At 62.0% G+C, this 25,787-nt stretch carries 20 protein-coding genes; 12 read left to right on the top strand and 8 right to left on the bottom strand.

From position 1 onward, the window contains the following. The first annotated feature begins 106 nt into the window (after nt 1–106). The 3 genes from ACYQ12_RS14630 (at nt 107) to ACYQ12_RS14620 (ending at nt 3,341) form a co-directional block, all read left to right on the top strand. Nucleotides 107–2,083 (top strand): ligand-gated channel protein, encoded by a 1,977-nt coding sequence (locus ACYQ12_RS14630; RefSeq protein WP_459873115.1) that lies wholly within the window; start codon nt 107–109, stop codon nt 2,081–2,083. Between the two features lie 69 nt (nt 2,084–2,152). Beyond that, on the top strand, nt 2,153–2,440 hold the full coding sequence (locus ACYQ12_RS14625; protein WP_459873113.1) for a DUF2218 domain-containing protein: 288 nt from the start codon (nt 2,153–2,155) through the stop codon (nt 2,438–2,440). A gap of 313 nt (nt 2,441–2,753) precedes the next feature. Beyond that, nucleotides 2,754–3,341, top strand: coding sequence for a malonic semialdehyde reductase (locus tag ACYQ12_RS14620; RefSeq protein WP_459873111.1), 588 nt, complete (start codon nt 2,754–2,756; stop codon nt 3,339–3,341). A 9-nt stretch (nt 3,342–3,350) separates the two neighbouring features. On the opposite strand, the gene ACYQ12_RS14615 is transcribed toward ACYQ12_RS14620, so the two are convergent. After that, nucleotides 3,351–4,229 carry a DMT family transporter gene (locus tag ACYQ12_RS14615; protein ID WP_459873109.1) on the bottom strand — a complete coding sequence of 293 codons (879 nt, stop codon included), beginning with the start codon at nt 4,227–4,229 and terminating at the stop codon, nt 3,351–3,353. A 192-nt stretch (nt 4,230–4,421) separates the two neighbouring features. Between ACYQ12_RS14615 and ACYQ12_RS14610 the strand changes: the two genes are divergently transcribed. The 4 genes from ACYQ12_RS14610 (at nt 4,422) to ACYQ12_RS14595 (ending at nt 8,147) form a co-directional block, all read left to right on the top strand. Further along, entirely contained in the window at nt 4,422–4,889 is a 468-nt protein-coding gene (locus ACYQ12_RS14610) for a DUF192 domain-containing protein (protein WP_459873107.1), read from the top strand. A 397-nt stretch (nt 4,890–5,286) separates the two neighbouring features. Next, on the top strand, nt 5,287–6,297 hold the full coding sequence (locus ACYQ12_RS14605; RefSeq protein WP_459873105.1) for a DctP family TRAP transporter solute-binding subunit: 1,011 nt from the start codon (nt 5,287–5,289) through the stop codon (nt 6,295–6,297). Nucleotides 6,298–6,382: 85 nt separating this feature from the next. Next, nucleotides 6,383–6,862, top strand: a complete 480-nt coding sequence (locus tag ACYQ12_RS14600) for a TRAP transporter small permease (protein ID WP_459873103.1) — start codon at nt 6,383–6,385, stop codon at nt 6,860–6,862. Continuing rightward, on the top strand, nt 6,852–8,147 hold the full coding sequence (locus ACYQ12_RS14595; protein ID WP_459873101.1) for a TRAP transporter large permease: 1,296 nt from the start codon (nt 6,852–6,854) through the stop codon (nt 8,145–8,147). Before ACYQ12_RS14600 ends, ACYQ12_RS14595 begins: the two co-directional genes overlap by 11 nt. 84 nt (nt 8,148–8,231) lie before the next feature. Here ACYQ12_RS14595 and ACYQ12_RS14590 read toward each other — a convergent pair whose 3' ends face one another. Together ACYQ12_RS14590 and ACYQ12_RS14585 are read right to left on the bottom strand one after the other, a co-directional pair. Beyond that, complete coding sequence (locus ACYQ12_RS14590; RefSeq protein WP_459873099.1) at nt 8,232–9,485, bottom strand: cation:proton antiporter; 1,254 nt, start codon at nt 9,483–9,485, stop codon at nt 8,232–8,234. Between the two features lie 150 nt (nt 9,486–9,635). Next, nucleotides 9,636–10,619, bottom strand: a complete 984-nt coding sequence (locus tag ACYQ12_RS14585) for an SDR family oxidoreductase (RefSeq protein WP_459873097.1) — start codon at nt 10,617–10,619, stop codon at nt 9,636–9,638. A gap of 602 nt (nt 10,620–11,221) precedes the next feature. Between ACYQ12_RS14585 and ACYQ12_RS14580 the strand changes: the two genes are divergently transcribed. The 3 genes from ACYQ12_RS14580 (at nt 11,222) to ACYQ12_RS14570 (ending at nt 15,449) form a co-directional block, all read left to right on the top strand. Beyond that, nucleotides 11,222–12,187 carry a TAXI family TRAP transporter solute-binding subunit gene (locus tag ACYQ12_RS14580; RefSeq protein WP_459873095.1) on the top strand — a complete coding sequence of 322 codons (966 nt, stop codon included), beginning with the start codon at nt 11,222–11,224 and terminating at the stop codon, nt 12,185–12,187. Nucleotides 12,188–12,322: 135 nt separating this feature from the next. Beyond that, nucleotides 12,323–14,911, top strand: a complete 2,589-nt coding sequence (locus tag ACYQ12_RS14575) for a TRAP transporter permease (RefSeq protein WP_459873093.1) — start codon at nt 12,323–12,325, stop codon at nt 14,909–14,911. Nucleotides 14,912–15,203: 292 nt separating this feature from the next. Beyond that, a complete protein-coding gene (locus ACYQ12_RS14570; protein WP_459873091.1) occupies nt 15,204–15,449 on the top strand; it encodes a hypothetical protein in 246 nt (81 codons plus the stop codon). A gap of 111 nt (nt 15,450–15,560) precedes the next feature. Here ACYQ12_RS14570 and ACYQ12_RS14565 read toward each other — a convergent pair whose 3' ends face one another. Continuing rightward, a complete protein-coding gene (locus ACYQ12_RS14565) occupies nt 15,561–16,667 on the bottom strand; it encodes an NADH:flavin oxidoreductase/NADH oxidase (RefSeq protein WP_459873089.1) in 1,107 nt (368 codons plus the stop codon). A gap of 283 nt (nt 16,668–16,950) precedes the next feature. Here ACYQ12_RS14565 and ACYQ12_RS14560 point away from each other — a divergent pair, with 283 nt between their 5' ends. Next, nucleotides 16,951–17,742: an MOSC domain-containing protein gene (locus ACYQ12_RS14560; protein ID WP_459873087.1), complete on the top strand. Its 792-nt coding sequence runs from the start codon at nt 16,951–16,953 to the stop codon at nt 17,740–17,742. A 200-nt stretch (nt 17,743–17,942) separates the two neighbouring features. Then, nucleotides 17,943–18,971 carry an alcohol dehydrogenase AdhP gene (gene adhP, locus ACYQ12_RS14555; RefSeq protein WP_459873085.1) on the top strand — a complete coding sequence of 343 codons (1,029 nt, stop codon included), beginning with the start codon at nt 17,943–17,945 and terminating at the stop codon, nt 18,969–18,971. A gap of 156 nt (nt 18,972–19,127) precedes the next feature. On the opposite strand, the gene ACYQ12_RS14550 is transcribed toward adhP, so the two are convergent. From ACYQ12_RS14550 to ACYQ12_RS14535, 4 genes are all read right to left on the bottom strand, one after another. After that, nucleotides 19,128–19,781 (bottom strand): phosphoribosyltransferase, encoded by a 654-nt coding sequence (locus ACYQ12_RS14550; RefSeq protein ID WP_459873083.1) that lies wholly within the window; start codon nt 19,779–19,781, stop codon nt 19,128–19,130. Nucleotides 19,782–19,953: 172 nt separating this feature from the next. After that, nucleotides 19,954–20,778 carry a manganese catalase family protein gene (locus ACYQ12_RS14545; protein ID WP_459873081.1) on the bottom strand — a complete coding sequence of 275 codons (825 nt, stop codon included), beginning with the start codon at nt 20,776–20,778 and terminating at the stop codon, nt 19,954–19,956. Between the two features lie 674 nt (nt 20,779–21,452). Continuing rightward, the gene (locus ACYQ12_RS14540; protein WP_459873079.1) at nt 21,453–23,126 is read right to left on the bottom strand and encodes a methyl-accepting chemotaxis protein; all 1,674 of its coding nucleotides are present in this window, start codon (nt 23,124–23,126) and stop codon (nt 21,453–21,455) included. A 243-nt stretch (nt 23,127–23,369) separates the two neighbouring features. Then, the gene (locus ACYQ12_RS14535) at nt 23,370–25,421 is read right to left on the bottom strand and encodes a choline transporter (protein ID WP_459873077.1); all 2,052 of its coding nucleotides are present in this window, start codon (nt 25,419–25,421) and stop codon (nt 23,370–23,372) included. Between the last annotated feature and the right edge of the window lie 366 nt (nt 25,422–25,787).

Below are 25,787 nucleotides of genomic sequence, written 5' to 3'. Positions count from 1 at the left end.
GCGGGAAACTATGCATAAAATGTGGAAAAATATAAACAATAATAATTCGTATTTACTTGTGGGCTGGACCGACAGCCCTCGATGCTACTCAAGGGAGCAAGTGCAGATGTTCGATCATCCTCGCAAGACGTTTTTGGCTCTGGCAATTGCCGGCCTGGCCAGTGCTACGGCTCAGGCGCAGAACGAGGTCGACCTCGATGACGTGGTAGTGACCGCGGCAGGCTATGCCCAGCAGGTCAAGAACGCGCCGGCGACGATCAGCGTGGTCAATCGGGAGGAGCTGGAAGGACGCCATTATCGCGATATCACCGATGCGTTGCGCAACGTGCCGGGCGTGGTCATCACCGGCGGCGGCTCTTCGCAGGATATCAGCCTGCGCGGCATGGGCGCCAAGTACACGCTGATTCTGGTCGATGGCAAGCGTCAGGGCTCGCGGGAGACGCGCCCCAACAGCGATGGGCCAGGCATCGAGCAGGGCTGGCTGCCGCCGCTGTCGGCCATCGAGCGCATCGAGGTGATTCGTGGGCCGATGTCTTCGCTGTACGGCTCCGATGCGCTGGGGGGCGTGATCAACGTCATCACCCGCAAGGTCGCCAAGGAGTGGGGCGGCAGCGTAACCGCCGATACCACCATTCAGGAAGATAGTGACTCGGGCGACATCAATCAGTCCCGTTTCTACGTCGGCGGGCCGCTCAAGGATGATGTGTTGGGCTTGCAGGTTTACGGCCAGTATTCGCAGCGCGACGAGGACGAGATCGAGAACGGCTACAGCGATCATGACGTGAGGAACGCCACCGCCAAGCTCAGTTGGACGCCGACGGACCGCCATTCGTTCGACTTCGAGGCCGGCGTCAACAAGCAGGTGCGCACCTCCACCCCCGGCAAGTCGATAGCGGCGACCGGACGCGGTGGCCGCCCCAATACACGCAGCGAGGCAGACTACCTTCGCCGCCACTATGCCGTGACACACCAGGGGCGCTGGGGTTTCGGTACGTCGGACAGCTATGTGCAGCGCGAGGAGGTCGAGAATCCTTCGCGGGACATGGAGTATGACTCGACCGTCTTCAATACGCAGACCGTCATGCCGCTGGGCATGCACATCCTCACCCTGGGAGGGCAGTACGAAGATCAGGAGTTGACGGACGCGGGTAACCAAGCGGGAGATACTGACGAACTGACGCGCTGGCAGTGGGCGCTGTTCGCCGAGGACGAGTGGAACCTGACCGAGGATTTCGCGCTGACCGGCGGCGTACGTTTCAACCAGGACGAGAACTACGGAAGTCACTGGTCGCCGAGACTCTACGGCGTGTGGCAAGCCGCGCCGCAGTGGACGGTCAAGGGCGGCGTGACCAGCGGCTATCGCGCTCCGGACCTGCGTCAGGCGTCAGCCGGCTGGGGACAGATCACTGGCGGACGCTCCGCGGCGGTGCCGTCGGTGATTCTCGGCAATCCGGACCTCAAGCCGGAAGAGAGTCTGAACCACGAACTCGGCGTGCTATGGGACAACCGACGCGGTATTCAGGCCGGCGTGACGCTGTTCTACACCGAGTTCGATGACAAGATCACCGAAGAGCAGGTGTGCAATACTGATATCGACGCTGCCTGTACTTTCAATGGCACCGACTACCATTTCATCAGCCGGCGCTTCAATGTCGACGAGGTCACCATGCAGGGGGTCGAGGCGCGACTGACGCTGCCGCTGGGACTGGATACCTCGCTGACGACCAACTACACCTACACCGATTCCGAGCAGAAAACCGGGCCCTTCGAGGGGGAGCCGCTGAACCGGCTACCCAAGCACATGGCCAACGCCACGCTGAACTGGGAGCCTGAAGGCGCGCTTTCGGGCTGGGCGAGGGTTAACTACCGTGGCCGCACCACCGAAGGCGTGAGCCGCACAAGCATGGTCGAGGAGCTACCGTCCTACACCTTCGTCGATGCCGGCACCGCCTACCAACTGACGCAGAGCGCCACTATCTACGGCGGCGTCTACAACCTGTTCGACAAGGACGTGAACTACGAAGACTATGAAAGTGTCCTGGATGGACGCCGCTACAATGTCGGTATTACCGTGGAATTCTGATAACAGGTTCCGTCTCTAACCGATACGGCGATCCCTGATCGCCGTATCTTCACGCCTGGGAGTCGTATCTTGGCCACTACCTATGCTGCTGTCACTACCGAGAACCCGTCGCTCAACATGAAGAAGTTGTGTCGGCACTTCGGCCACAAGGTCGAGGCCACTTTCGACGACGAGCGAGGTGAGATCCACTTCCCGTTCGGCACGGCGACGTTGACTGCCGAGGAGGGGGTGCTCGTCATGCAAGGCCGCGCCGACAGCGACGAGGACATTGCGCGCTTCGAGCAGGTGATGGCGGACCATCTGGTGCGCTTTGCCAGCAAGGAGTCGTTGACTGTCGAGTGGCAGCGCGAGGTCTGAGCCGAGCGCTTCTCGACGTGTGCCGGGCTCGCAGGAGATCGGCACTTGCTTGTGTCACGACGATCCGCCTGATAAGACATTTTCGCTTGCTAATGGATGTTGAAAAAGGCTTAGCTGTGTATTCCGGCCCGGCTTCGCTCATCGTTCGCAAGTGGCTTGCGCAAGTGGCTGGAGGGCGAGGAAGCCGCGGAGATTTTCCAGGCCCGGGGGTCCGAGACCCGTGAGCCATCTGCGGACCGCTGGCAAGCCTGCCGAGAACGCCACCCCGGCGTGGCGACTGCATGGCGAACTTATCTGACCAAGAGGGAGACGAATGGCAGCCATCGATACGGATGCAATGGATCAGCTGTTTCTGGGCGCACGCACGGCGCAGTACTTCACTGATGTGCCGGTATCGGAAACGACCCTGCGCGAACTCTACGATGTAATGAAGTTCGGTCCCACCTCGATGAATTGTCAGCCCGGACGTTACGTCTTTCTGACCAGCGATCCGGCCCGCGAACGCCTGGCACCGGCCCTGTCGGGAGGCAATCTCGCCAAGGTGATGAAGGCGCCGGTCACCGTCATCCTGGCCTACGACACGCAGTTTCAGGAACATCTGCCGAGTCAGTTCACGGCCTACGATGCCAAGCCGACGTATGACGCCAATCCGGCACTGGCCGAGGCCACGGCCTTTCGCAACGCCTCGCTACAGGGCGGTTACTTCATCCTGGCGGCGCGTGCCTTGGGGCTGGGATGCGGACCCATGTCGGGGTTCGACGCCGCACGGGTCAACAGCGAGTTCTTCCCCGACGGGCGCTACCGGGTCAATTTCCTCTGCACGCTCGGTGTAGCGGATCCCGCAACGCATTACCCCCGTGGGCCGCGTCTGGCCTTCGATGACGTGGCGCAGATTCTTTGACACGAATGGTTATCCTCGCGCGCTCCGGCGTGGTTCGCTTCGGCGTGGCCGAAAACGCAGAGTGATCAGGGCAATGCCGGCGACGACCAGAGCGCCGCCAAGGAGCTTGTGGAAGCCCAGACTGTCGCCTAGAAGAATGACGCCCAGTACCACGGCGAAGACCGGCGTCAGCAGGGACAGGGGGACGACGCGATTGACCGGATGCTTGCGCAGCAGGGTGTACCACAGACCGTAGGCGACGATGGACGACATCACCGCGGTGTAGAACACCGCGCCCCAGGCTGCCCAGCTGGCGTTGGCCAGCGCCTGGAACTGGTTCGCCTCGAACAGGTAGGTGCCCAGTGCCATCTGCGGAATCGCCAGTAGCGCGATCCAGCCGGCCAGCGTCAGCGGCGGAATGCTCGGGCCGGTCTTGATGATCAGGTTGGAAATTGCCCAGCCCAGCGCACTGACCAGCAGCATGGTCAGAGGCAGGGGGGAGGGCAGGGTGGGGCCGCCGGCCAATACCACCACGCCGGCGAAGGAGAGCGTCAGCCCCGCCAGGCGCTTCAGGCCCAGGCGCTCCTTGAGAAAGATCGCGGCGAGCAGAGTCGCGAAGGGTGTGCCAAGCTGGACGAGAATCGCCCCGGTGCCGGCTTCGGCCTGTTCGAGCCCCAGAAACAGCAGGGCGAAATGCAACGAGCCGAAGGTGAAGGAGAGCAGCAGCAGGTGCGGAAGCTGATCGCGGCGGACCGGCGTGAACGGCACCAGGATGATGGCCACCAGCAGGAAGCGTAGCGTCATCAGCAACAGCGGCGGAATCTCCGCCACGCCGATCTTGATGACAATGATGTTCAGGCCCCATAGGGCGATAACCCCCAGGCCGAGAAGCAGATCGCGAAGTGGCATGGCGTTCCTTGCGCAATGTGGTATCGAATATCCTGCTGGTGCCCGAGCGGGCACGCCGAGTATAGAGCTTGCCGGTTGCAGCAGCGAGCCGACCCCGGCGGAAGATGTGACAGGGCGTACGAGGCCAGACGGAGATAAGCGATGCGGCATCAAGGCAGGAAAGCGTCACCGCGATGGCCCGGGAGGCTGATCGTGGCACTGGCGGGGGCAGGCGTCATGCTCGCGACTGTCGGCACTGGTCCGGTGGCAGCCGAGCGCGTACCGTTGACCATCGCCGGTGAACATGTCGTGAATGTGGAGCTGGCGCGCAATCCGGTGCAGCGGGCGCATGGTCTGATGGATCGCGATCATCTACCCGAGGATGCCGGCATGCTGTTTCTCTATCGCAGCGAACAACCGCCCCAGGCGGGATTCTGGATGCATCGCACGCGCATTCCGCTGGACATTGCCTTCATCGGCGCCGACGGTGAGATCCGCGCCATCGATCACATGATGCCCTGCGGCAACGACGTCTCCACCCGCTGCCCCTCCTATCGCGCCGGTGTGCCCTTTCGCGCCGCCCTGGAAGTCAACGCGGGCTATTTCGACGCTCATGACATCGAAGTGGGCGATCACGTCGCCCTCGAGAAGTTTCTCGACACACCGCCGACCGGGCCATGAGGCGAATCGCCGCCGGATCCGGCGGGGTTGGCCGAAGGGATGGGGTTCCTTTCGCTGACAATGCCTTTACAATGCGGAGCTGCCTACCCGGCATCGCGTCATCGACGCTGGCGGTACGCCACGTTCCCATCCGAACCTGTACTTGTCGGCCGACGCCTCTCTCCGGCGCCTATCCGCGTCCCTGGCCCGCCAAAAGCCGGCCCTGCAGTCTTCCCGTCCTCTCGCCATCCGAAGGGCGCGATGTGTCGTCGACGGCCATCATTTCGAGGCGGCCCACGCCGGACGTGTCCGCCCGTGGCATAGCATCATTCACAAGCATAACCGATAGCTTGCGGTATCCGGCTGAACGACGCCCTGTCTCGTGGCCCGCCGCATGCCCGACCAAGGGACGACCCCCATGAAACCGACACGCCGCTTATCCCGTATGCTCGCCACTTTGGCGGGAGCTGCCGTACTCTGTTCGACGTTCGCCGTCCAGGCGCGTGAACTCTCGGTCTCTACCGTGCTTTCCGCCGATTTCCCCTGGGGTCAGGCCGCCGAGAAGTGGGCCGACCTGGTCCGTGAACGCTCTGATGGACGCCTGACGCTGCGCATCTATCCCAACTCCCAACTGGTCGCCGGCGACCAGACCAAGGAGTTTTCTGCCATGCGCCAGGGCCTGATCGATCTGGCCGTGGGCTCGACCATCAACTGGTCACCGCAGGTACCGGAACTCAACCTGTTCTCGTTGCCGTTTCTGATGCCCGACTATGCGGCCGTCGATGCCGTCACCCAGGGTGAGGCCGGGCAGGCGGTATTCGAGGCGATCGAGTCGCGCGGCATCGTGCCGCTGGCCTGGGGGGAGAACGGCTTCCGCGAACTCTCCAACTCCAAGCTGGAGATCGATTCGCCCGACGACATGAAAGGGCTGAAGATTCGCGTGGTGGGTTCGCCACTGTTCCAGGATACCTTCAATGCGCTGGGCGCCAACCCGACCCAGATGAGCTGGGCCGATGCCAAGCCCGCCCTGACCACCGGTGCGGTGGATGGCCAGGAGAACCCGTTGTCGGTGTTCGACGTGGCACGTATCGATCAGGTTGGCCAACAATATCTGACGCTGTGGCACTATATGAACGATCCGCTGATCTTTGCCGCCAATCAGCGGATATGGCAGTCGCTGTCCGAGGCGGATCGCGAGCTGCTGCGTCAGGCGGCGGTCGATGCGGGCCAGTGGGAGATCGAGAAGACTCGCGCCGAGAACGACCAGCGTCTGGCCGATATCCAGTCCCGCGGTGTCGAGGTGATCGAGTTGAGCGATGAGCAGCGTCAGGCGTTTGCCGATGCCACTCAGAGCGTCTACGGCAAATGGACGTCTCGCATCGGCGAGGCGCTGGTGCAAAGCGCCCAGGATGCCGTGCAGGCGCGCTGAAGCCTGACCCGCGGGCTATCCCGCGTTGTTCTGAACGCTCCCGGCGTGCCGCCGGGAGCGGTTTTCCCAGGAAAGAACTTACGCCATGAACCCTCAACCTGATGCGCGCCTCGAGCGCTGGCTGGCGACCGGGGCGCTGGTTGTCATCGCCCTGATCAGCCTCGCCAACGTCGTGGTGCGTTATGTCACCGATGCCTCGTTCGCCTTCACCGAGGAATTCTCGGTATTTCTGCTGGTGGTGCTGACGTTTGCCGGCGCCTCCGTGGCGTTGCGGCGCAACCGGCACATCCGTATCAGCCTGCTGGAACGCCACCTGCCGACCCCTTTGGCGCGGTTGCTGATCGTCGTCCAATGGCTGGCGGGTGTCGTCGTGCTGGGCCTGATGGTCTGGCACGGCGGACGCTTCGTGCTGGAGGAATATCAGTGGGAGTCGCTGTCGCCGGGGTTGGGCCTGCCCAACTGGTGGTACGTGATATGGTTGCCGGCACTGGCGCTGTCGATGGCCTGGCGGTTGACGCAACAGAGCCTCGACCGGCTGCGCGGGAGACTCGTCGATGAGTCCTGATCTGTGGATGATCGTCAGTTTCATCGGCCTGCTGATCGTCGGCGTGCCGGTGGCCTTCTCGCTGGGACTGGCCGGGGCGGTGGGCATCGCCGCCGGCCTGTCGCCGGACATGCTCGCCACGCTGGGCACCAATACCTACAACAGCGTGGCCAAGTACCCGTTGATCGCGATTCCGCTGTTCATTCTCACCGGCCTGATCTTCGAACGTGCCGGCGTCGCCCAGCGGCTGGTGTACTTCGCCCAGGCGCTGATCGGGCCACGCCACGGCGGACTGGCGCTGGTCGCGGTACTGGTATGTCTGATCATGGGCGGCATGAGCGGTTCGGGACCGGCGGACGCCGCGGCGGTGGCGATGGTCATGCTGCCCAGCATGACCCGGGCGGGCTATCCCAGGCCCTTTTCGGCGACGCTGATCGCGGCGTCCGCCTCCACGGCGATCCTGATTCCACCTTCCATCGCGCTGATCCTGTACTCGATCGTTGTGCCCGGGGTGGATCTGCGTGCGCTATTCGCCGCCGGACTGATACCCGGCATTCTGGCGGGTCTGGCCCTGCTGCTGCCGGCCTGGTGGCTGTCGCGGCGCTATCGTTGGGAGTCGCCGGAAGCGGTCGAGCGAGCGCCCCTGGGCGAGGCGTTCAAGCAGGCGCTGCCGGCGCTGTTCGCCCCGGTGCTGATTCTCGGCGGGCTGCGTTCGGGGCTGTTCACGCCCACCGAGGCCGCCGTGGCGGCCGTAGCCTACGGCGTGCTGGTGGGGCTGTTCGTGACCCGCGAACTCAGCGTGCGCGACCTCTGGCGGCTGTTCGGCGAGGCGGCGGTGATTTCCGGCGTGGTCATGCTGATCATCGCCCTGGCCGGCATCTTCGCCTGGGCCGGCACCATGCTGGGCACGTTCCGCCATCTGGCGGAGTGGCTGATCGCCCTATCCGACAACGGCACGATGCTGTTGCTGCTGGTGATGGTCGCGGTGCTGCTGGCCGGCATGCTGCTGGATGCCGTGTCGATCTATCTGATCATGATGCCGATTCTGGTTCCGGTGATGCAGCACTTCGGCTGGAATCCGGTGTGGTTCGGCATTCTGCTGGCGATGAACATCGCCATCGGCCAGTTCACGCCGCCGGTGGCGGTGAACCTGATGGTGACCACCGAAGTCGCCCGGGTGCGGCTGGAGGAGACGCTGGGCTGGGCGTTGCTGTTCGTCGTCGCCATGAGTGTGGCGCTGTTGCTCGTGGCGCTGTTCCCGGCCCTGGCATTGTGGCTGCCGCGCATGCTCGGCTACGCGGTCTGAGTGACAGGGCCGGAAACCGGCCCTGTCTTGTCTTGTGCTGTCTGTTTGGCTGGCCTGACTCTTCTAGCGCTCGTGGAGCTGGCCCTAGCGCTCGTGGAGCTGGCGCTTCACGCTGGCCTCCCGACGCCGGTCCAACCAGCTCATCAGCGGCCCTGAAGTCATGCCGTGGAAGATGATGGAGACGAGCACGATGAAACTGATCAACGTCCACACATCGTCGATCCGACCGAAGTCCTCCTGGTTGACGGCGTAGGCAAGATAGTAGAACGAGCCGACGCCGCGAATGCCGAACAGGCTGACGATCGCCCGCTCGCTGTGGCACATCTGTGAACCGAGCAGAGCGAACATCCCGGTGACGGGGCGAATGAGAAAGAGGATGGCGAGCCCGGCGATCGCCATCTTCCAGGTCAGGCCGTCGAGCAGGGGGCCGGCGAGGCTGCCACCGAAGAGTACCAGCAGTACCATCATCAGCAGGCGCTCGATCTCCTCGGTGAAGTCGTGCAGACGCAACTGGTAGTCATGCTTATCCTCCTGCGTGCTGCGCAACGCCAGCGCACCGACGAACACGGCAATGAAACCATAGCCGTGGATGGCCTCGGCACCTGCGTAGGTGACGAAGGTGCCGCCCAGGGCGGCGAACCCTTGGCCGGTACTGGCCAGCGATATCTTGCCGGCGCGGAACATCAATACACCGAGTAGCCAGCCGGCTAACCAGCCAGCTCCGATACCGGCTGCAATGCGCCAGACCACATCCATGCCCAGCCAGTGCCAAGTCCAGTCGCCGGGCATTGGCCCGTTGATGGCCACGGCAATCGCCAGATAGGTGAACGGGAAGGCCAGACCATCGTTGAGCCCGGCTTCGGAGGTCAGGCTGAAGCGCACTTCGTCGCCGGGGCCCGAGCGGGGCGGGCCGACTTGAACGTCCGCAGCCAGCACCGGGTCGGTAGGCGCGATCACCGCCCCGATGAGCAGTGCCGTCTCCCAGGGCAGGCCAAGAAAATAAACGCCCAGTACCGCGATGGCGGCAATCGTCAGCGGCATGGTGATGCCCAGAAGGCGCCAGGTGTTAAGCCATTCCCGCCAGTTCAGCTGACGGTCGATGCGCAATCCCGCCCCGGCCAGCGAGATGATGACCGTCAGTTCCGTCAGGACTTCCGTCATCTTGGGGTAGTGTCGGGGATGCAGCCCTCCCTCTTCGGTCAGCGAGAACAGGCCGAACCCGATGGCAATGCAGATGATCGGCAGCGAAAGGGGCAGGTTCCGGACCAGGAGCGGCACCCAGGCCACCAACAGAATCAGCAGGCCGAACCCGCCGAGAAAAATGATGTGTGACTCCATCGGGGCCATTCCTCATGCAATCCATTGCAAACGGTGTCCGTCTGGCAGTGACGAAACTATCGAGCCCACGCATGGCCGTAGGTGCTTGCCGATCGGCGCTGCTCTGGTGCCGATCGTGACAAGGTGAAAATCGGGCGGGCCGCGCGACGATCAGTGGCGCTGGCGGCGTCGATAAAGGTAAAGGCCCACGAGCGTGGCGGTAGCGACCGTCGCGGCGACTGCCACCCTGCGGTTCCCGCTCTCCTCGGAAGCATTGCGAAAGCCGCCATCGACGCGCCGTTCGCCGCTGGGGGGCGAGAAGAGATTGCCGGAGGAGGTCGCATCGGGGGCGGCCCGGCCCAATGCGGAGTCGACGAAACGGGCGTAGCTTTGACTGAAGCCGGGCATCAGAGCGGTCGCTACCCGGGACAGCACGGCGGCACTGCCGACATAGGTGGTATGCCGGGGGCGCCTGGCCAGCCGGACCATGGCACGCGCCGTACGTCGGGCATCGTAGATGGGGGGCAGCGGTTTGACGTCGCGTCCGGTGTAGTTGGCCCCGTCACGGAACCCGGGCGTATCCATTACCGCGGGATAGAGGTTGCAGACATGAATGTGCGGCCAGCGGTACAGTTCGCCGCGCAGACTCTCGGCGAAGCCTTTCAGGCCGAACTTGGCGGCACTGTAGGAGGCGGCATAGGGTTGCGGCGTCCAGGCGCCCAGCGAGATGTTGTTGATCAGGATGCCCGATTGCTGGCGTTTGAAGTGGGGCAGCACCGCATAGGCACCACGCATGTAACCCAGCAGATCGGTCTGGATGACCTGTTCGTGCGCCTCGATCGGTATGCTGTCGAAAGCGCCGAGAGCGCCGGTACCGGCATTGTTCACCCAGACGTCGATGCGCCCGGCAACATCCACTGCGAACTGAGCCAGATGCGTCAGCGCCTGGCTCTGGGTGACGTCGGTGACGACCGGCCGGGCATTCGTTCCACATCGCTGGCATTCGTGCGCCACTTCGTCCAGGGCGTCCGCATCGCGCGAGGCCAGAATCAGCGAGGCTCCCTGGCGGGCGAATTCCAGTGCGGTGGCGCGTCCGATGCCGCTGGAAGCGCCGGTGATGACTACCACGGCACCGTTCAGGTCATGTGTCGTCATGATGACTCTCTTCGCATGGTTTGACATGAGGCCGGGCTTGTCTGCCGTGGCCGATCCGTATCCAGCAACGCTCGTCTACGGCGTCCCATGCCGCAGCGAGTATTCCAGATGAGTACTCATAACGTAGTCGAAAGGCGCCGGATCAGGCCTAACGGAACGCATCCGGCAGACCGCTGGTCATTACGGTCGGCCGCGTCTAGCAGTCATTGCCCGCGTTGTTTCAGAAACCATCCTGTCTTGTTTCAGACCCATCCTTTCGCTGTATCGGCAGCAGTTTTCGATTAAACGTGCTATCAACGTCGTAGGCGCATTACCATGCGGACTGCATCACAAAAGGATGCATTCGCTGACAACTCCCGTTACGCTTTGGCCGCCTTCCGCGTCCACTCTCGAAGTAGGGGCGTGCGAGGCGGCCAATCCCGGCGATTGCCAACGGAAGCTATCGGTTGTATCGCTGTCTGGCCTAAGCTGAAGGAGACAGAGCGATGTCATGCAGACTGCACGATGCCGCGCGGTTGCCGGATGGCATCGGTAGAGCGCCGGTTTCCGGTCTGTCACCCTGATGCCCGGTCTGTCACAACAATGTCGAAAAGGAGTCATTCATGAAACGCCACTTTGTCGCAGCTGCACTGTCTGCGGGCGCGCTGTTCGGCGCTGCGTCGCTGTCCACGCCGACTTACGCCCAGGAACAGTTCATTACCATCGGTACCGGTGGTCAGACGGGCGTCTACTATGTGGTCGGTCAGTCGGTATGCCGTCTGGTGAACCGCAGTGCCGAGAATCTGCGTTGCAACGCGCCGTCCACGGGCGGTTCCGTGGCCAACGTGAATGGCATCCTGTCGGGCGAGCTGGACATGGGTGTCGTCCAGTCCGACGTGCAATATCGCGCCTACAAGGGCGAGGGCAGCTTCGACGAGCCCCACGAGAACCTGCGTTCCGTCTTCACTCTGCACGGCGAACCGCTGACTCTGGTCGCGCGCGCCGACTCGGGGATCGAGAGCGTCGATGATCTCAAGGGCAAGCGCGTCAACATCGGCAATCCCGGCTCCGGCCAGCGCGCCACCATGGAAGTGCTGATGGATGCCAAGGGCTGGGATACCAGCGTCTACTCGCTGGCTTCCGAGCTGAGCGCCGCCGAGCAGGCTTCCGCGTTGGCGGACAACAACATCGACGCCATGGTCTATGTGGCCGGCCACCCCAATGGCTCCATTCAGGAAGCCACCACCACCGTCGACGCCAGGCTGATCCCGATCAATGGTCCCGAAGTCGACAAGCTGGTCGAGGAATATCCGTACTACACCAAGTCGGTGATTCCCGGCGGCCTGTACAAGGGCAACGAGGAAGACGTCGAGACTTTCGGCGTGGCAGCGACCTTCGTCACCGACGAAGATACGGATGAAGAGGTGGTCTACCAGACCGTCAAGGCTGTATTCGAGAATTTCGATCGCTTCAAGCGTCTGCATCCGGCGTTCTCCACACTCAACCCGGAAGACATGATCAGCCAGGGCCTGACCGCACCGCTGCATGAAGGTGCCAAGCGCTATTACAAGGAGCGCGGCTGGCTGTAAGGCTACGCCTACGTCTGACCTCGATGCGCGGTTGCTGAGCAGCGCCGCGCATCGTTGATTCTGGAATACCGTCAAGCGATGCAACGACGCGCCGGGGATCGTTCACCGGCTATGCATCATCACCAGGACATGAGTATGCGTGACGACAAGTCGACAGGGTCTGACAAGCGTGCGGATCTGGAGGAGCTGCAGGCCACGGATACGGGAGCGCGAACGCCGAGCGGCTGGCAGGGTAAATTGCTGCTCTGCATCGCGGCGGCCTGGTCGCTTTTCCAGTTGTGGATCGCTTCACCCTTGCCGTTCGTGCTTGGCTTCGGCGTGTTCAGCGCCACCGAGGCGCGTTCGATTCATCTGACCTTTGCCCTGTTTCTGGCCTTCATGGCCTGTCCGGCATTCAAGCGTTCACCGCGGCACACGATTCCGCTGACGGACTGGGCGATGGCGGCCGTGGCCGCATTTGCTGCCGCCTATATCTTCCTCTTCTACGAACAGCTGGCGCAGCGCCCCGGCAATCCGATCCTGCAGGATGTCGTCATCGGCGTGATCGGGATCGTGTTGCTGCTGGAGGCGACCCGGCGCGCGCTAGGCCCGCCACTCATGATCGTGGCGCTGGTGTTCATCGTCTATTCGCTGGCCGGCCCTTACATGCCGGGAATGCTGGCTCACCGTGGCGTCAGCGTCGAAGGGCTGATCAATCATCAGTGGCTGACCACGCAGGGGGTGTTCGGCATTGCGCTGGGCGTCTCCACCAGTTTCGTGTTTCTGTTCGTCCTCTTCGGCGCACTGCTGGAAAAAGCCGGAGCAGGCAACTACTTCATCAAGGTGGCCTTTTCCATGCTGGGCCATTACCGGGGCGGTCCCGCCAAGGCGGCGGTGGTCGCCTCGGGGATGACCGGCCTGATTTCGGGGTCATCGATTGCCAATACCGTGACCACCGGCACCTTTACCATTCCCATGATGAAGCGGGTGGGCTTTCCCGCCGAGAAGGCCGGAGCGGTGGAGGTGGCGGCGTCGGTCAATGGTCAGATCATGCCGCCGGTCATGGGGGCGGCGGCCTTCCTGATGGTCGAGTACGTGGGCATTTCCTACGTCGACGTCATCAAGCACGCCTTTCTGCCCGCGGTCATCTCCTATATCGCGCTGATCTACATCGTGCATCTCGAAGCGCTCAAGGCGGGCATGCAGGGTTTGCAGAGCAGCAACCCCGTGCGTCCGCTGCTCAACAAGGTGCTGGGCTTCCTGACCGGGCTGATCGGCATCATGGCGCTCGCCTTTGCCGTCTACTATGGCCTGGGTTGGCTCAAGCCCGTCATGGGGGAGGCTGCACCCTGGGTAATCACCGCGGTGCTGGCCGTCGTCTATGTCGGACTCCTCAAGGTGGCGTCGCAGTATCCCGAGTTGGAAGAGGATGACCCGACGCAGGAGGTCACCACCTTGCCGCAAACCCGGCCCACGGTGATGGTCGGGCTCTATTATCTGCTGCCGGTCGTCGTGCTGGTATGGTGCCTGATGGTGGAGCGGCTGTCTCCAGGGCTCTCCGCGTTCTGGGCCACGGTACTGATGATCGCCATCATTCTTACCCAGCGTCCGCTCAACGCCTTCTTTCGCGGCAGGAGCCGGTTTGCCGAGGATGTCAAGGAAGGTGTCGTGGACCTGTGGCATGGATTGATCAACGGTGCGCGTAACATGATCGGCATCGGCATTGCCACGGCGACGGCGGGGATCATCGTCGGCGCCGTCTCGCAGACCGGCGTGGGGCTGGTGCTGGCGGATCTGGTCGAGACGCTGTCGATGGGCAATCTGCTCTTGATGCTGCTTCTCACCGCCGTGCTCAGCCTGGTTCTGGGCATGGGCCTGCCGACGACCGCCAACTACATCGTGGTCTCTGCGCTGCTGGCACCGGTGATCGTCACGCTGGGCCAGCAGAACGGTCTGATCGTGCCGCTGATCGCCGTGCATCTGTTTGTGTTCTATTTCGGTATCATGGCCGACGTCACGCCGCCGGTCGGGCTGGCCTCCTTTGCCGCCGCGGCGATCTCCGGCGCCGATCCGATCCGCACCGGTTTTCAGGCGTTCTATTACAGCCTGCGTACTGCGGCGCTGCCGTTCCTGTTCATTTTCAACACGGATCTGCTGCTGATCGATGTGAACTTCCTGCAGGGCATCCTGATCTTCGTGATCGCGACCATTGCCATGCTGATCTTTGCCGCGGGTACGCAAGGGTTCATGATCGTCAAGAACCGCTGGTACGAAAGCCTGCTGCTGCTGCTGGTGGCGTTCACCCTGTTTCGGCCGGGCTTCTGGATGGACATCATCCACGATCCTTACCGGGACGTGCCGCCCGCGCAGTTCGAGCAGGCGCTGGGTAACGTGGACGAGGACAGCAACCTGCGTGTGCGTATCGAGGGGCTGAACGCCTATGGCAGCCCGACCAGTTTCGTGATTCTGGTACCGGTGCCCGAGGGCGAAACCGGCGAAGAACGCATGGCGAACCTGGGCCTGACGTTGATGGAAGAGGACGGTCGCACGCTCGTCGACATGACCGATTTCGGCAGCCAGGCCGAGGAGCTGGGCTTCGAGTTCGATCAGGAGATCGTCGCGGTACGCGCCCCGGTGGATCGTTGGGCCAAGGAGTGGATGTGGATTCCCGGCCTGCTGGTCTTCGCCGCTGTCGTGATGATGCAACGCCGGCGCAAGGCGTCTTCGCGTCCGGCCGCGGCCTGACAACGTCTCGAGCAGTAGGACAACGCCCGCCGGGACAAGTATTCCGGCGGGCGTTGTTCGTTATGTCTGGAGAAGGTTTGCTACGATGGATGCTATTCCGTCAATGGTCGATGCGCTCTGGAACGCGGCGACCTCGATCGTTCGCTCCGTCATGCTGACGGATTCATCAGACCCTGTTCGAGTCTGGGCAGGTTAAAAACCCAGCCTGGCGTGTCAGTTGTCGAAGCAGGGCAACGAAGCTAATCAAGCTCGACGCGTGTTAGCATCAGAAAGTCACAAACAGGAGCCTGTCATGCTTAAACGGATTTTTTGTATTGTTTTCACCATCTTCGTCATGGCGCCAGCCTGGGCGCAGGAAGACGGCAAGGATAAACACGCTATTGAAGAGCATGTTGAGTCGCATGAGGCTGCCGAAAAGGCGCTCGAATCGTATGAAGACGCCAAGAATAAGGCCCAGCAGGAGAAGCAGCGGAAAGAAGCGTCAAATGACGGCAAGCATCAGCAAGAAAGCGACGAATCCGGCAGCCATGCCCATTGACTCCTGGCCCGGCCATCAGGCCGGGCCATCAAGGGCGATCTACCAGAGATAGACGCTTCTGACAGTGGCCGGGCTCAATGACACGCCGCACCGCCAACCCGATTGAACGCCTTAATCATCGATGACGTTGGCGACATGGATCGGCGTATCGCGGTGTGCCGCACGCGCATACTGGGCGGGCCAGGGCACCTCGTGGCGCAGTGCCTGGGCGGCGTGCAACGGCCAGTACGGATCACGCAGCAGCTCGCGCGCCAGCATGATCATGTCGGCCTGGCCGGTATGCAGGATATGCTCGGCCTGTTCGGCGCTGGTGATCATGCCTACTGCGCTGGTGGCGATGTCCGCCTCGCGATGTACCCGCTCGGCGAAGGCGGTCTGATAACCCGGCCCGACGGGAATACGCGCGGTGGGCGTGGTGCCGCCGGAGGAAACGTCGATCAGGTCGACACCCAGCGCCTTGAGACGCTGGGCGAGCTGCACAGTCTCCTCGATGTTCCAGCCGCCTTCTTCCCAATCGGTGGCCGACAGACGCACGAACAGCGGCCATTCGTCAGGCCATACGCGACGCACCGCCGCGGTGACTTCGAGCAGCAGCCGGGCGCGGTTGTCGAAGCTGCCGCCATAAGCATCCTCACGCTGGTTGCTTAGCGGCGAGAGAAACTGATGCAGCAGGTAGCCATGTGCGGCATGGATCTCGGCAATCTTGAAGCCGGCTTCGAGCGAGCGCTCGGCGGCACGCACGAAGGCATCGATGATGCCCTGAATCTCCTCGCGGGAGAGTGCCTTCGGGGTGGTGTGGTTGCTGTCGAAGGCAATCGCCGAGGGCGCCACGGTCGACCAGCCGCCTTCGCTTTCGGGCACGCTGCCGGTCTTGTCTTCCCAAGGCCGCCAGGTGCTGGCCTTGCGCCCGGCGTGGGCGAGCTGAATCGCCGGTACCGCTCCCTGGCTCTCGATGAAGCGGGTGATTCGCGCCAAGGGGGCGAGGTGATCGTCCGACCAGATGCCCAGATCCTGGGGACTGATACGGCCCTCGGGCACTACCGCGGTCGCTTCCACCATCACGAGCCCCGCCCCGCCGCTGGCACGGCTGCCGAGATGGACCAGGTGCCAGTCGTTGGCCAAGCCGTCGCGGGCCGAATACTGGCACATGGGAGAGACCGCGATGCGGTTGGGCAGGGTCAGCCGACGCAGCGTCAGCGGTTCGAACAGTCGGGCCATGATGTCATCCGGTTGTGAAGTGAAGCATCCATGATAGTGGGGGCGGTTTTTTTATTTGCAAGCTAATTAGTCGTCTGCTCCGGCCGTATCCGCCCCAACGCGATGCCAGGACTGTTGGCGCAGGATCCGCAGATGCCAGAAAGAGGCCGTGTCGCCCGTCAGGCGTAGCCGGGGTATGCCATGCCAGTAGTAGCAAGGAGTAGCGTAGGTAAAGTATGCGAGAATGCTCAAGCAGTACGGTACGCTCGTTCTGTTCACCTCGCTCACGCTTACGGAGTCTGTCATGCCCAGCCTGTCGGCCATTCATCTCTATCCCATCAAGTCCACCGCGGGTCTTGCGGTCGATGCCGCTCAGGTCCGCGAGGAAGGGCTGGTGGGCGACCGTCGCTATATGCTGGCCAAGCCGGACGGTACCTTCATCACCGCACGCACACACCCGCAACTACAGCGGGTCCGGGCCACTTTCCGGGCAGACGGGCTTCGCCTGCACCACGACACCCTGCCCGAAATGACGGCAGCTCCCGCTGAATTCAGTGCCGAGCCTTTCGAGACCGGGGTTTGGGGCGACTGTTTTACCGCGCTGACGACCACCACAGCGCTGGATGCCTGGTTCTCCGAAGCCGCCGGCGAGCCGGTGCGGCTGCTGTGGCTGGGCGAACGCTCCGCCCGCTACCGCGAGGCGATCGACAAGCGGGTGAGTTTCGCCGACGGTTATCCGTTGATGCTGATCTCCGCAGCCTCGCTTGAAGATCTCAACTCCCGCACAGCGGACACGCATGTCATGGCGCAGTTTCGCCCCAATCTGGTGGCGAGCGGCACGCAGGCCTTCGAGGAGGACCAATGGCAGCGGATCCGCATCGGCGAGGTGGTGTTTCGCGTCGATGCGCCCTGTTCGCGCTGCGCGATGGTCACCGTCGATCCCGCGACCGGGCAGTTCAAGACCAGTCGCGAACCGTTGAAGACGCTGGCCAAGTATCGCCGTGGCGAGAAGGGCAAGGTCTATTTCGGCCAGAACCTGATCGCGGAGAACGACGGCCGCCTCGCCTTGAATGATGGCATCGAGATTCTCGAATAGGCGGCATCGGCCGGCATCCCCGCTGTCTGATCGCCCATCGGTGTGGGTCTTTTTCGTCTACGAGTTTCGCTAATGAGTTTTCTCATCGGAAGAGGCACGCTTGATCCCGGTCAATAGTCTGCCGTGCCGGGCCACTATGCTCTGCTTGATGTTCTTGGCGACAACGGCGGCCCGGCGGGCTGCCAGAGCGGAGATACGACATGGACAAGACAATGAGAGCCGCCGTGGTACGGGCCTTCAAGCAGCCTCTGGCAATCGAGGAGGTGGCGGTGCCGCGTCCCGGGCCGGGAGAGGTGCTGGTCAGGATCGCGGCCTCGGGCGTGTGCCATACCGATCTGCACGCCGCGCACGGTGACTGGCCGGTCAAACCCTCGCCGCCCTTCATTCCCGGCCACGAGGGTGTCGGCCATGTAGCGGCGGTGGGAGCAGGCGTGACCCACGTCAAGGAGGGTGATCGGGTCGGCGTTCCCTGGCTTTACTCGGCCTGCGGGCATTGCGAGCACTGTCTCGGAGGTTGGGAGACGTTGTGCGAAACGCAGCAGAACACGGGCTATTCGGTCAATGGCGGTTTCGCCGACTATACCCTGGCGCAGGCCGACTACGTGGGACATCTGCCGGACAATATCGGCTTCATCGAGATCGCGCCGGTGCTCTGCGCTGGCGTCACCGTCTACAAGGGGCTGAAGATGACCGACACCCGCCCCGGCCAGTGGGTAGTGATTTCCGGCATCGGCGGATTGGGGCACATGGCGGTGCAGTACGCCAAGGCCATGGGGCTGAATGTGGCGGCGGTGGACATCGACGATGGCAAGCTGGCACTGGCCGAGCGCCTCGGTGCGACCGTCACCGTCAATGCGCTGCACACCGACCCCGCCACCTATCTGAAGAAAGCCATCGGTGGGGCGCATGGTGTACTCGTCACTGCGGTCTCGCCCAAGGCCTTCGAGCAGGCGCTGGGTATGGTACGCCGCGGTGGTACCGTTTCGCTCAATGGCCTGCCGCCCGGGGATTTTCCACTGCCGATCTTCGATGTGGTGCTCAACGGCATCACGGTGCGAGGCTCCATCGTAGGGACACGCAGCGACCTGCAGGAAGCGCTGGACTTTGCCAGCGAAGGCAAGGTCAAGGCCACGGTTTCCACCGACAGGCTGGAGAACATCAATACCGTACTCGAGCATCTCTATCGCGGTCAGGTCGAGGGACGTGTGGTACTCGACATGGCGCACTGATGCAGTGGCTGGCGTATCGGCCAATCGCTGATCGGCAACGCCTCGACCGGTCAAGCGCTGCCGGATCAAGCGCCGGGCCGTACAGCCGCTTGATCCGGCGCGGAGGGGCGTTCCGCCATCCTCCGCACTCTCTTCAGATATGGCTTGTGGCTGCCGTCACTGCGGGCTGGGTGACGTCGCGAGACACTCCATCACTTCCTCGTCGCTGGTCTGGCTGAAATCTTCATACCACTGTCCCACGCCGCCGAAGGACTCGGGGGTCGCCAGACACACCAGGGCATCGACTTCGCTTTCCAGCTCTGCCGCCGTATCGGGCGGTGCGACGGGGATGGCGATGATGCATTCGCGCGCTCCCAGTTTCTGCAGCGCCTGTACCGCGGCCCGCATGCTGGCGCCAGTAGCGATGCCGTCGTCGACCAGAATGACCTGACGGTCGCGCAGGTCGGGATAGGGTCGCTCGCCACGATAGGCGGTTTCGCGGCGCTCCAGTTCGCGGGTCTCGCTGAGGGTAATGCGTTGTACATCGTCGGGGGCGATGCCCAGCCGTGTGATCAGCGGTTGGTTCATGAAAGTGACGCCACCGCTGGCGATGGCACCCATCGCCACCTCTTCCTGGCCGGGAACCCCCAGCTTGCGCACGATCATCACGTCAAGCGGTGCATCGAACGCCTTGGCAATCTGGGCGGCCACCGGTACACCGCCGCGTGGCAACCCCAGCACGAGCGGGTTGTCGAGATCGAGGAAATGCTGGATCTCCTGAGCCAAGGCCTGCCCGGCCTCGACACGATTGGTAAACGGAAGCTGTGCCATGTTCACCTCCGGAAGTCTGTCCTGTTTATCACCTGAGCCTGAACTCTCAGGGTGGAACACTCTCGACAAACAGCCAAGCGGGGCTTCGGCAACCGTTCAATGATTGCCGAAACATCCGCGGGCATGAAAAAGCCGGCGGAACACCGCCGGCCGTTGTGTCGTACCGCTGCTCTTACATCTGTTCCTTCTGGGCTCCGGAACCCGGGCGCGCCTTGCCGAGAGTGGGAATCTCGCCTTCCGGCTCCGGCTGCTGCTTGACCGAGAATTCGCCGCGACCGTCGAAAGCCGGTCCGCTGGACCAGCGGCCTTCCGGCGCCTGCGAATCCAGATTCGTATTGAGATAATAGTAGGAGTGATGCAGGTTTTCGTGATCTTCAGGTACGGAGTTGGGAACCGGCAGTGCCGCTTCCATACCGCCCATTTCCTCGATCACTGCCAGCCATTGCTGCTGGTGCATGGTGTCGCGGGCGATCAGGAAGGACAGCATGTCCTTCATGCCCTTGTCGTCAGTCCAGTTGTAAAGGCGTGCCGCGAGAGTACGACCGCTGGCTTCGGCGGTGACGTTGGCCAACATGTCGGCGCCCACGTTACCGGTGGCGTAGATGTGGCTCATGTCGAAGGGAACGCCGTTGGCATTGACCGGCATGGCCGACAGACCGGAAGAGAGGAGGTGACGCGGGTTGGCACCGCCGAGAATGGCATTAACCACGGGATCCCGGGCGGACTCTTCCTGCAGGGAAACCGGAGCGCCTTCGAGGTTCAGCGCGACCGCATGACCCAGAATCTCGATGTGTGACAGCTCCTCGGTAGCGGTGGACATCAGCAGATCGCGTATGCGGTCGTCACCGCGGGCGCCCATGGCCTGGAAGAAGTACTGCATGGCAACGCGAATTTCGCCTTCCACGCCGCCAATGGCCTGCTGCAGAAGCTTGGCGAACTGCGGATCCGGCTTGTCGACCTTGACTCTGTACTGGAGCTTTGAGGAGTGATGGAACATGGTTCGTGATCCTTTGGTTTTCGATAAGTGTCGAGATAAAGTCCTGTTTTTACAGCTAAGCGTTCCGTTGCGGTAACTCGTCTCACCGATAGGAACAATCAGCGCTACAAACCGCCATTTCTCTCTCTTGCTACGGTTAAAACACATCGCAGTTAAAACACATCATGGCGATATGCCCTTCAAACCATAGAAACTCGTATCAGTTATTTCAAAAACACTGCGATTAATATTTGTTATCAATAAGATAGATTGGCGAAAAATTAATACATAACAGTAAGTTGCGATTATTTTGCGAGGATTGTTAACTTCATGTAAGAGAGGGTTTACTTGATTTGACTATCTTGAGAAGGGCGAGATGAGGAATGTAAGCATGGAGGGATGGCCGCTTATGACCAAAATATAATTATGTTTCTCTGCGAGAAGAACATGAAAAAAACGGTAAGCCTTGGCTGAAATAAATTTCAAAAGCCTGTTCCTGCAAGGCGTGATTGCACCGCTGGAATTGAATGTAATAACGTTTTAACACTTTCATGAAGCGAGCCCTGCACGGGCCCTGCACAAGAGCTCTTCAATAGTAGGGCTCTGATTCCTGCGCCTATCGTGCAGGACCACGCCGATTGTCGGCGTGGTCCTGTCCTGATCCGGCATGCAGATCGGTGATATGTGAATCGCGACTATGCGAGCTGGAGCCGTTCGGCCGGGGCCGGACGAGACGCAGGTGCAGTTGATGCCGCTGGATCGGAGCCGTCCAGGCCCTGGGCCGTGGCGTTCAACTGGAAAGCCCCCATGGCCTGCATCAACTGCTCTGCATTGCGGCGAAGATTGTTGGCGGCCATGGCGCTGTCCTCCACCAGGGCAGAGTTCTGCTGAGTGACTCGGTCCATCTGGATCACCGCATCACCGACTTGCCTTACCCCTTCGCTCTGCTCCGCACTGGCCTGGCTGATCTCGCCCATGATCTGCGTGACGCGCTGGATGGTCATGACGATTTCATCGGTCGTCTGGCCGGCTTCGGCCACCAGCCGGGCTCCCTGTTCGACGCGCTCCAGATTGCCGCTGATCAGTGTGTTGATCTGCCTGGCAGCTTCGGCACTGCGCTGGGCAAGTTGGCGCACCTCGCTGGCCACTACCGAAAAGCCACGTCCATGCTCGCCGGCACGCGCCGCCTCCACGGAGGCATTGAGAGCCAGGATATTGGTCTGGAAGGCGATCTCGTCGATCATCGCAATGATCTCGGCAATTTCCGTGGAGCGCTGATTGAGATCATTCATGGTCTCGACCACCTGACCCACGACGGCACCGCCTCGGATCGCCACCCGGGAGGCATTGGTGGCTTCCTCGCTGGCCTGGCGGGCATTGTCGGCATTCTGCTGCACGGTACTGCCGAGCTGCTCCATCGAGGAGGCGGTTTCCGCCAGGGCGCTGGCCTGCTGCTCAGTACGTGAGGCAAGTTCGTTGTTGCCCTCGGCAATCTGCTCGCTATTGCTGGCCACTGCCTCGGCCGAGGCCCGCACATGCGAGACGGTGCTCTGGAGTTGATGGGCCATGGCGACCAGGGCGGACATGATGCTCTGTCGGTCGCCTTGACGCAGACGGGCTCTAGCGCTCAACTCGCCACGCCCGATCTTCTCGGCGAAGACGCGCACTTCACCGGGTTCCGCGCCCAGTTCGCGCAACAGCCAGCGAGTCAGCAGGGTGGCGACCAGCAGGCCGATGACCACGGCCATGCCACACAGCACCATCATGAGGATTTCAAAACCGCCGGTCATTGCGCGCGCCGTCGACGTTTCGCGTTCGTTCATCGCTTCCTCGAGATCGATGAAACGGTTGATGTCGATCAGCCACTGCCGCATGGCCGGACCGGCCTCGTCGAGCAGCAGCTGGCGCGCGTCTTCGGTGTTGCCGGCCTGGCGCCGCTCGATAACCGCCTGGATCAGCGGTTGCGCGCGCTGACGGATGCTTTCGATATCCGTCAGGATCCGGCGTTCCTCGGTGCTGGCGTCGCTCTGTCTCGTGAAGAGCTGCTGCATCTGCTCGTCGGCACTTCGATAGTTGGCCGCGAGCCGCTCGATCTCGCCAATCAGCGCTTCGAGCCGGGCGTCATCCGTCACCAGCGTGACATCACGCAGGGCGATGGCCCGGTCATGGACGCTGCCGCGGTAATCGATGGCATGGCGTTGCTTGACGCTGTTGATGTCGTTGACAGTAGCCAGGCTGCGGTCAATGGCATTGACCTGGAGAATGCTGATGAGCGTCAGCACGATCATCAACACCATGACGGTGGAAAAGCCGGCCATGAGGCGGGCGCGTAAGCTCATGTTCTTGAGAAAGACTATAGTCGAGGTCACTTCGGCATCTTCCGTGTAGGTGTCGTTATGAGCGGATGAAGCATCGCGATAATCGTTTCTATTCAACGACTTTTTGTATCTGTTTGGTAATTTGTTTGGCCGAAGAGGCTGATAGCAGAATTTTATAATCAGTGTGATTAATATAGCGCCAAGGAATATGAGCGCTTTGGTAAAGCCACCTGCAGCGCAAAAAAACGACGCCCGAGGGCGTCGTTTCAGTCAGGTGCATGGCACTTGGGTCCCTTAGGCAAGCGGCGATTGCTCGTCGGGCATGCGGGTATTGCCGGGTGCCTCGCGGTTCATGTGCAGGAAGTTCAGGTGACGTTCGTACTGGTCGAGGATGTCCTCGATCACCTGCTCCCGTGTGTAACCCATCAGGTCGTATCCCTGGCTGCCCTCGAGCAGGTAGACCTCGAGACGGTAATAGTGAGCGTTGGACTGCTGGGCACGAATTGCGAATGAGGGCGTGGCAAAGCGGCGCGGCCAGATCTGGTAGGTAAAGTTCTGCTCATCTTCCAGTGGTACGTTGAGCGCCAGATGCTCGTCGTCGCCTTCACCTTCGGCAATGCTGGCCTGTACGTTCTGTTGTTCCAGACCACGGCAGACTTCCTGCATGGCCGGCTTGCCCACCTCGTCGAGGAAGCGTCGCGCCTGGCGATGGCTGGGGAAACTCATGGCACGTGCCAGGCGCTGACTCCAGCTCTTGGCGCCCCGCTCGACACTGGTCGAGCGGCTTGACAGGCTGCCGGCCAGGCTGGCGCGATGGCTCTCCTCCTTGATCGCTTCGACTTTCAGCGCCTTGAACAGCCCCGCCATCATGAAGAACAGCACGATGGAGAAGGGCAGCCCGGTGATCACCACGGCGCTCTGCAGCGCGACCAGGCCGCCGGCCATCAGCAGCGCCAGCGTCAGCACGCCGATCACCGTGGCCCACAGGATGCGCATCCAGATCGGCGCGTCGTGATTGACGTCGCTGAGGATCGAGGTGAAGTTCGACAGCACCAGCGCGCCGGAGTCGCCGGAGGTGACGAAGAACACGATTGCCAGGAGGGTGACCACCAGCGTGGTCAGCCCGGTCCACGGCAGGTTTTCCATGAACAGATAGATCGAGGATTCGGGCGTGTTCATGGCGACTTCGCCGAATTCGGCGGCGCCACTCATGACCATGTCGATGGCGCTGTTTCCCATGATCGACATCCACGCCATCATGAAGGCCAGCGGCAGGAGCAGCGTGCCGGCGACGAATTCACGAATGGTGCGTCCACGCGAAATGCGCGCCAGGAAAAGCCCGACGAACGGACCCCAGGCGATCCACCAGGCCCAGAAGAACAGCGTCCAGCCGTTGAGCCAGTCGACGGGCGGGTCGAAGGCGTAGGTATTCATCGACAGGTCGATGAAATGCGAGAAGTAGTCGCCGACGTTCATCACCATGGCATTGAGCAGAAACAGCGTCTTGCCGGAAAACAGCACGAACAGCATCAGCAGCAATGCCAGCAGCATGTTGAACTCGGAGAGCCGGCGGATACCCTTCTCGACACCGGTCACGGCGGAAACGGTGGCGAAGAACACGATCATGATCACCAGCGCGGCCTGGATCAGGGTGTTCTCCGGTACGGCGAACATGTAGTTCAGACCGTAATTCAGCTGGATGACGCCGATGCCCAGGCTGGTGGCGATACCGAATACGGTGCCGAGCACTGCGGCAATGTCCACGGTGTGGCCGATGGGGCCATGGATACGCTTGCCGAAGATCGGATAGAGCGCACTGCGGATAGTCAGCGGCAGATTGTGACGGTAGCTGAAGAAGGCCAGCGACATGCCCACCAAGGTATAGATGCCCCAGCCGGAAAGGCCCCAGTGCAGAAAGGTCAGTTCCATGGCGTGACGGGCGGCGGCTACCGTACCCGGTTCCCCCTCGGGGGGGGCCAGAAACTGGGTCACCGGCTCGGCGATGCAGAAGAACAGCAGATCGATGCCGATCCCCGCCGAGAACAGCATGGCCGCCCAGGAGGCCATGTTGAAGTCGGGCGTGGAGTGTTCCGGGCCGAGCTTGATCCTGCCGAAGCGAGACAGGCCAACGCCGATCACGAATACCAGATAGACCACCACGGCCAGGAAGTAGTACCAGCCGAAGGTGGCGGAGATCCAGCCGAGCACGGCGTAGATGACGGTGCTGGCGGATTCGGTGAAAAGCATGGTCCACAATGCGAACACGACAATCCCGAGCGCGGATCCGTAGAACACGACCGGGTTGAGGCGATCGTTGCGAACATCCTCGTGGGTTTGCGGATTCATAAGAAGTCCCCGAAGTTGGTGAACACGACAGTGACATCAACAGACGGTAAAACGACTTCTGACATGACGGTCCGGGTGGCTCGTCGAATATCTTGCCGCCCATATGCCGATGTCACGCGTTTCCGAAACCGTGTGCCGCAATGGGCACCGTAGGCCCCACCAGATCAAGCGGTGGCGAGAGCCGCGGTGGGAAGAATGAGAGTGTCAATTCATCCAACGGCTCTTGAAGCTACAGCGTGGCCGGGCCCATGAGGCAAGCCCAGCGCCGTGAGAAGCCTCGCAGAGGGTTGTGTCACTGCCGTGAAGGAGTCAATTTTTATTGATTGACTGTTCAATTAAAATACGTCATTCCCTCGTGCACTTCAA

This window comes from Halomonas shantousis, from assembly GCF_054654615.1.
This window is presented reverse-complemented; position numbering and strand designations above follow the sequence as displayed.

Coding starts and splice junctions, on each gene's coding strand:
- ACYQ12_RS14630 (WP_459873115.1), top strand. CDS start 107: ATGTTCGATCATCCTCGCAAGACGTTTTTGGCTCTGGCAATTGCCGGC.
- ACYQ12_RS14620 (WP_459873111.1), top strand. CDS start 2,754: ATGGCAGCCATCGATACGGATGCAATGGATCAGCTGTTTCTGGGCGCA.
- ACYQ12_RS14615 (WP_459873109.1), bottom strand. CDS start 4,229: ATGCCACTTCGCGATCTGCTTCTCGGCCTGGGGGTTATCGCCCTATGG.
- ACYQ12_RS14605 (WP_459873105.1), top strand. CDS start 5,287: ATGAAACCGACACGCCGCTTATCCCGTATGCTCGCCACTTTGGCGGGA.
- ACYQ12_RS14600 (WP_459873103.1), top strand. CDS start 6,383: ATGAACCCTCAACCTGATGCGCGCCTCGAGCGCTGGCTGGCGACCGGG.
- ACYQ12_RS14595 (WP_459873101.1), top strand. CDS start 6,852: ATGAGTCCTGATCTGTGGATGATCGTCAGTTTCATCGGCCTGCTGATC.
- ACYQ12_RS14590 (WP_459873099.1), bottom strand. CDS start 9,485: ATGGAGTCACACATCATTTTTCTCGGCGGGTTCGGCCTGCTGATTCTG.
- ACYQ12_RS14585 (WP_459873097.1), bottom strand. CDS start 10,619: ATGACGACACATGACCTGAACGGTGCCGTGGTAGTCATCACCGGCGCT.
- ACYQ12_RS14580 (WP_459873095.1), top strand. CDS start 11,222: ATGAAACGCCACTTTGTCGCAGCTGCACTGTCTGCGGGCGCGCTGTTC.
- ACYQ12_RS14575 (WP_459873093.1), top strand. CDS start 12,323: ATGCGTGACGACAAGTCGACAGGGTCTGACAAGCGTGCGGATCTGGAG.
- ACYQ12_RS14570 (WP_459873091.1), top strand. CDS start 15,204: ATGCTTAAACGGATTTTTTGTATTGTTTTCACCATCTTCGTCATGGCG.
- ACYQ12_RS14565 (WP_459873089.1), bottom strand. CDS start 16,667: ATGGCCCGACTGTTCGAACCGCTGACGCTGCGTCGGCTGACCCTGCCC.
- ACYQ12_RS14560 (WP_459873087.1), top strand. CDS start 16,951: ATGCCCAGCCTGTCGGCCATTCATCTCTATCCCATCAAGTCCACCGCG.
- adhP (WP_459873085.1), top strand. CDS start 17,943: ATGGACAAGACAATGAGAGCCGCCGTGGTACGGGCCTTCAAGCAGCCT.
- ACYQ12_RS14550 (WP_459873083.1), bottom strand. CDS start 19,781: ATGGCACAGCTTCCGTTTACCAATCGTGTCGAGGCCGGGCAGGCCTTG.
- ACYQ12_RS14545 (WP_459873081.1), bottom strand. CDS start 20,778: ATGTTCCATCACTCCTCAAAGCTCCAGTACAGAGTCAAGGTCGACAAG.
- ACYQ12_RS14535 (WP_459873077.1), bottom strand. CDS start 25,421: ATGAATCCGCAAACCCACGAGGATGTTCGCAACGATCGCCTCAACCCG.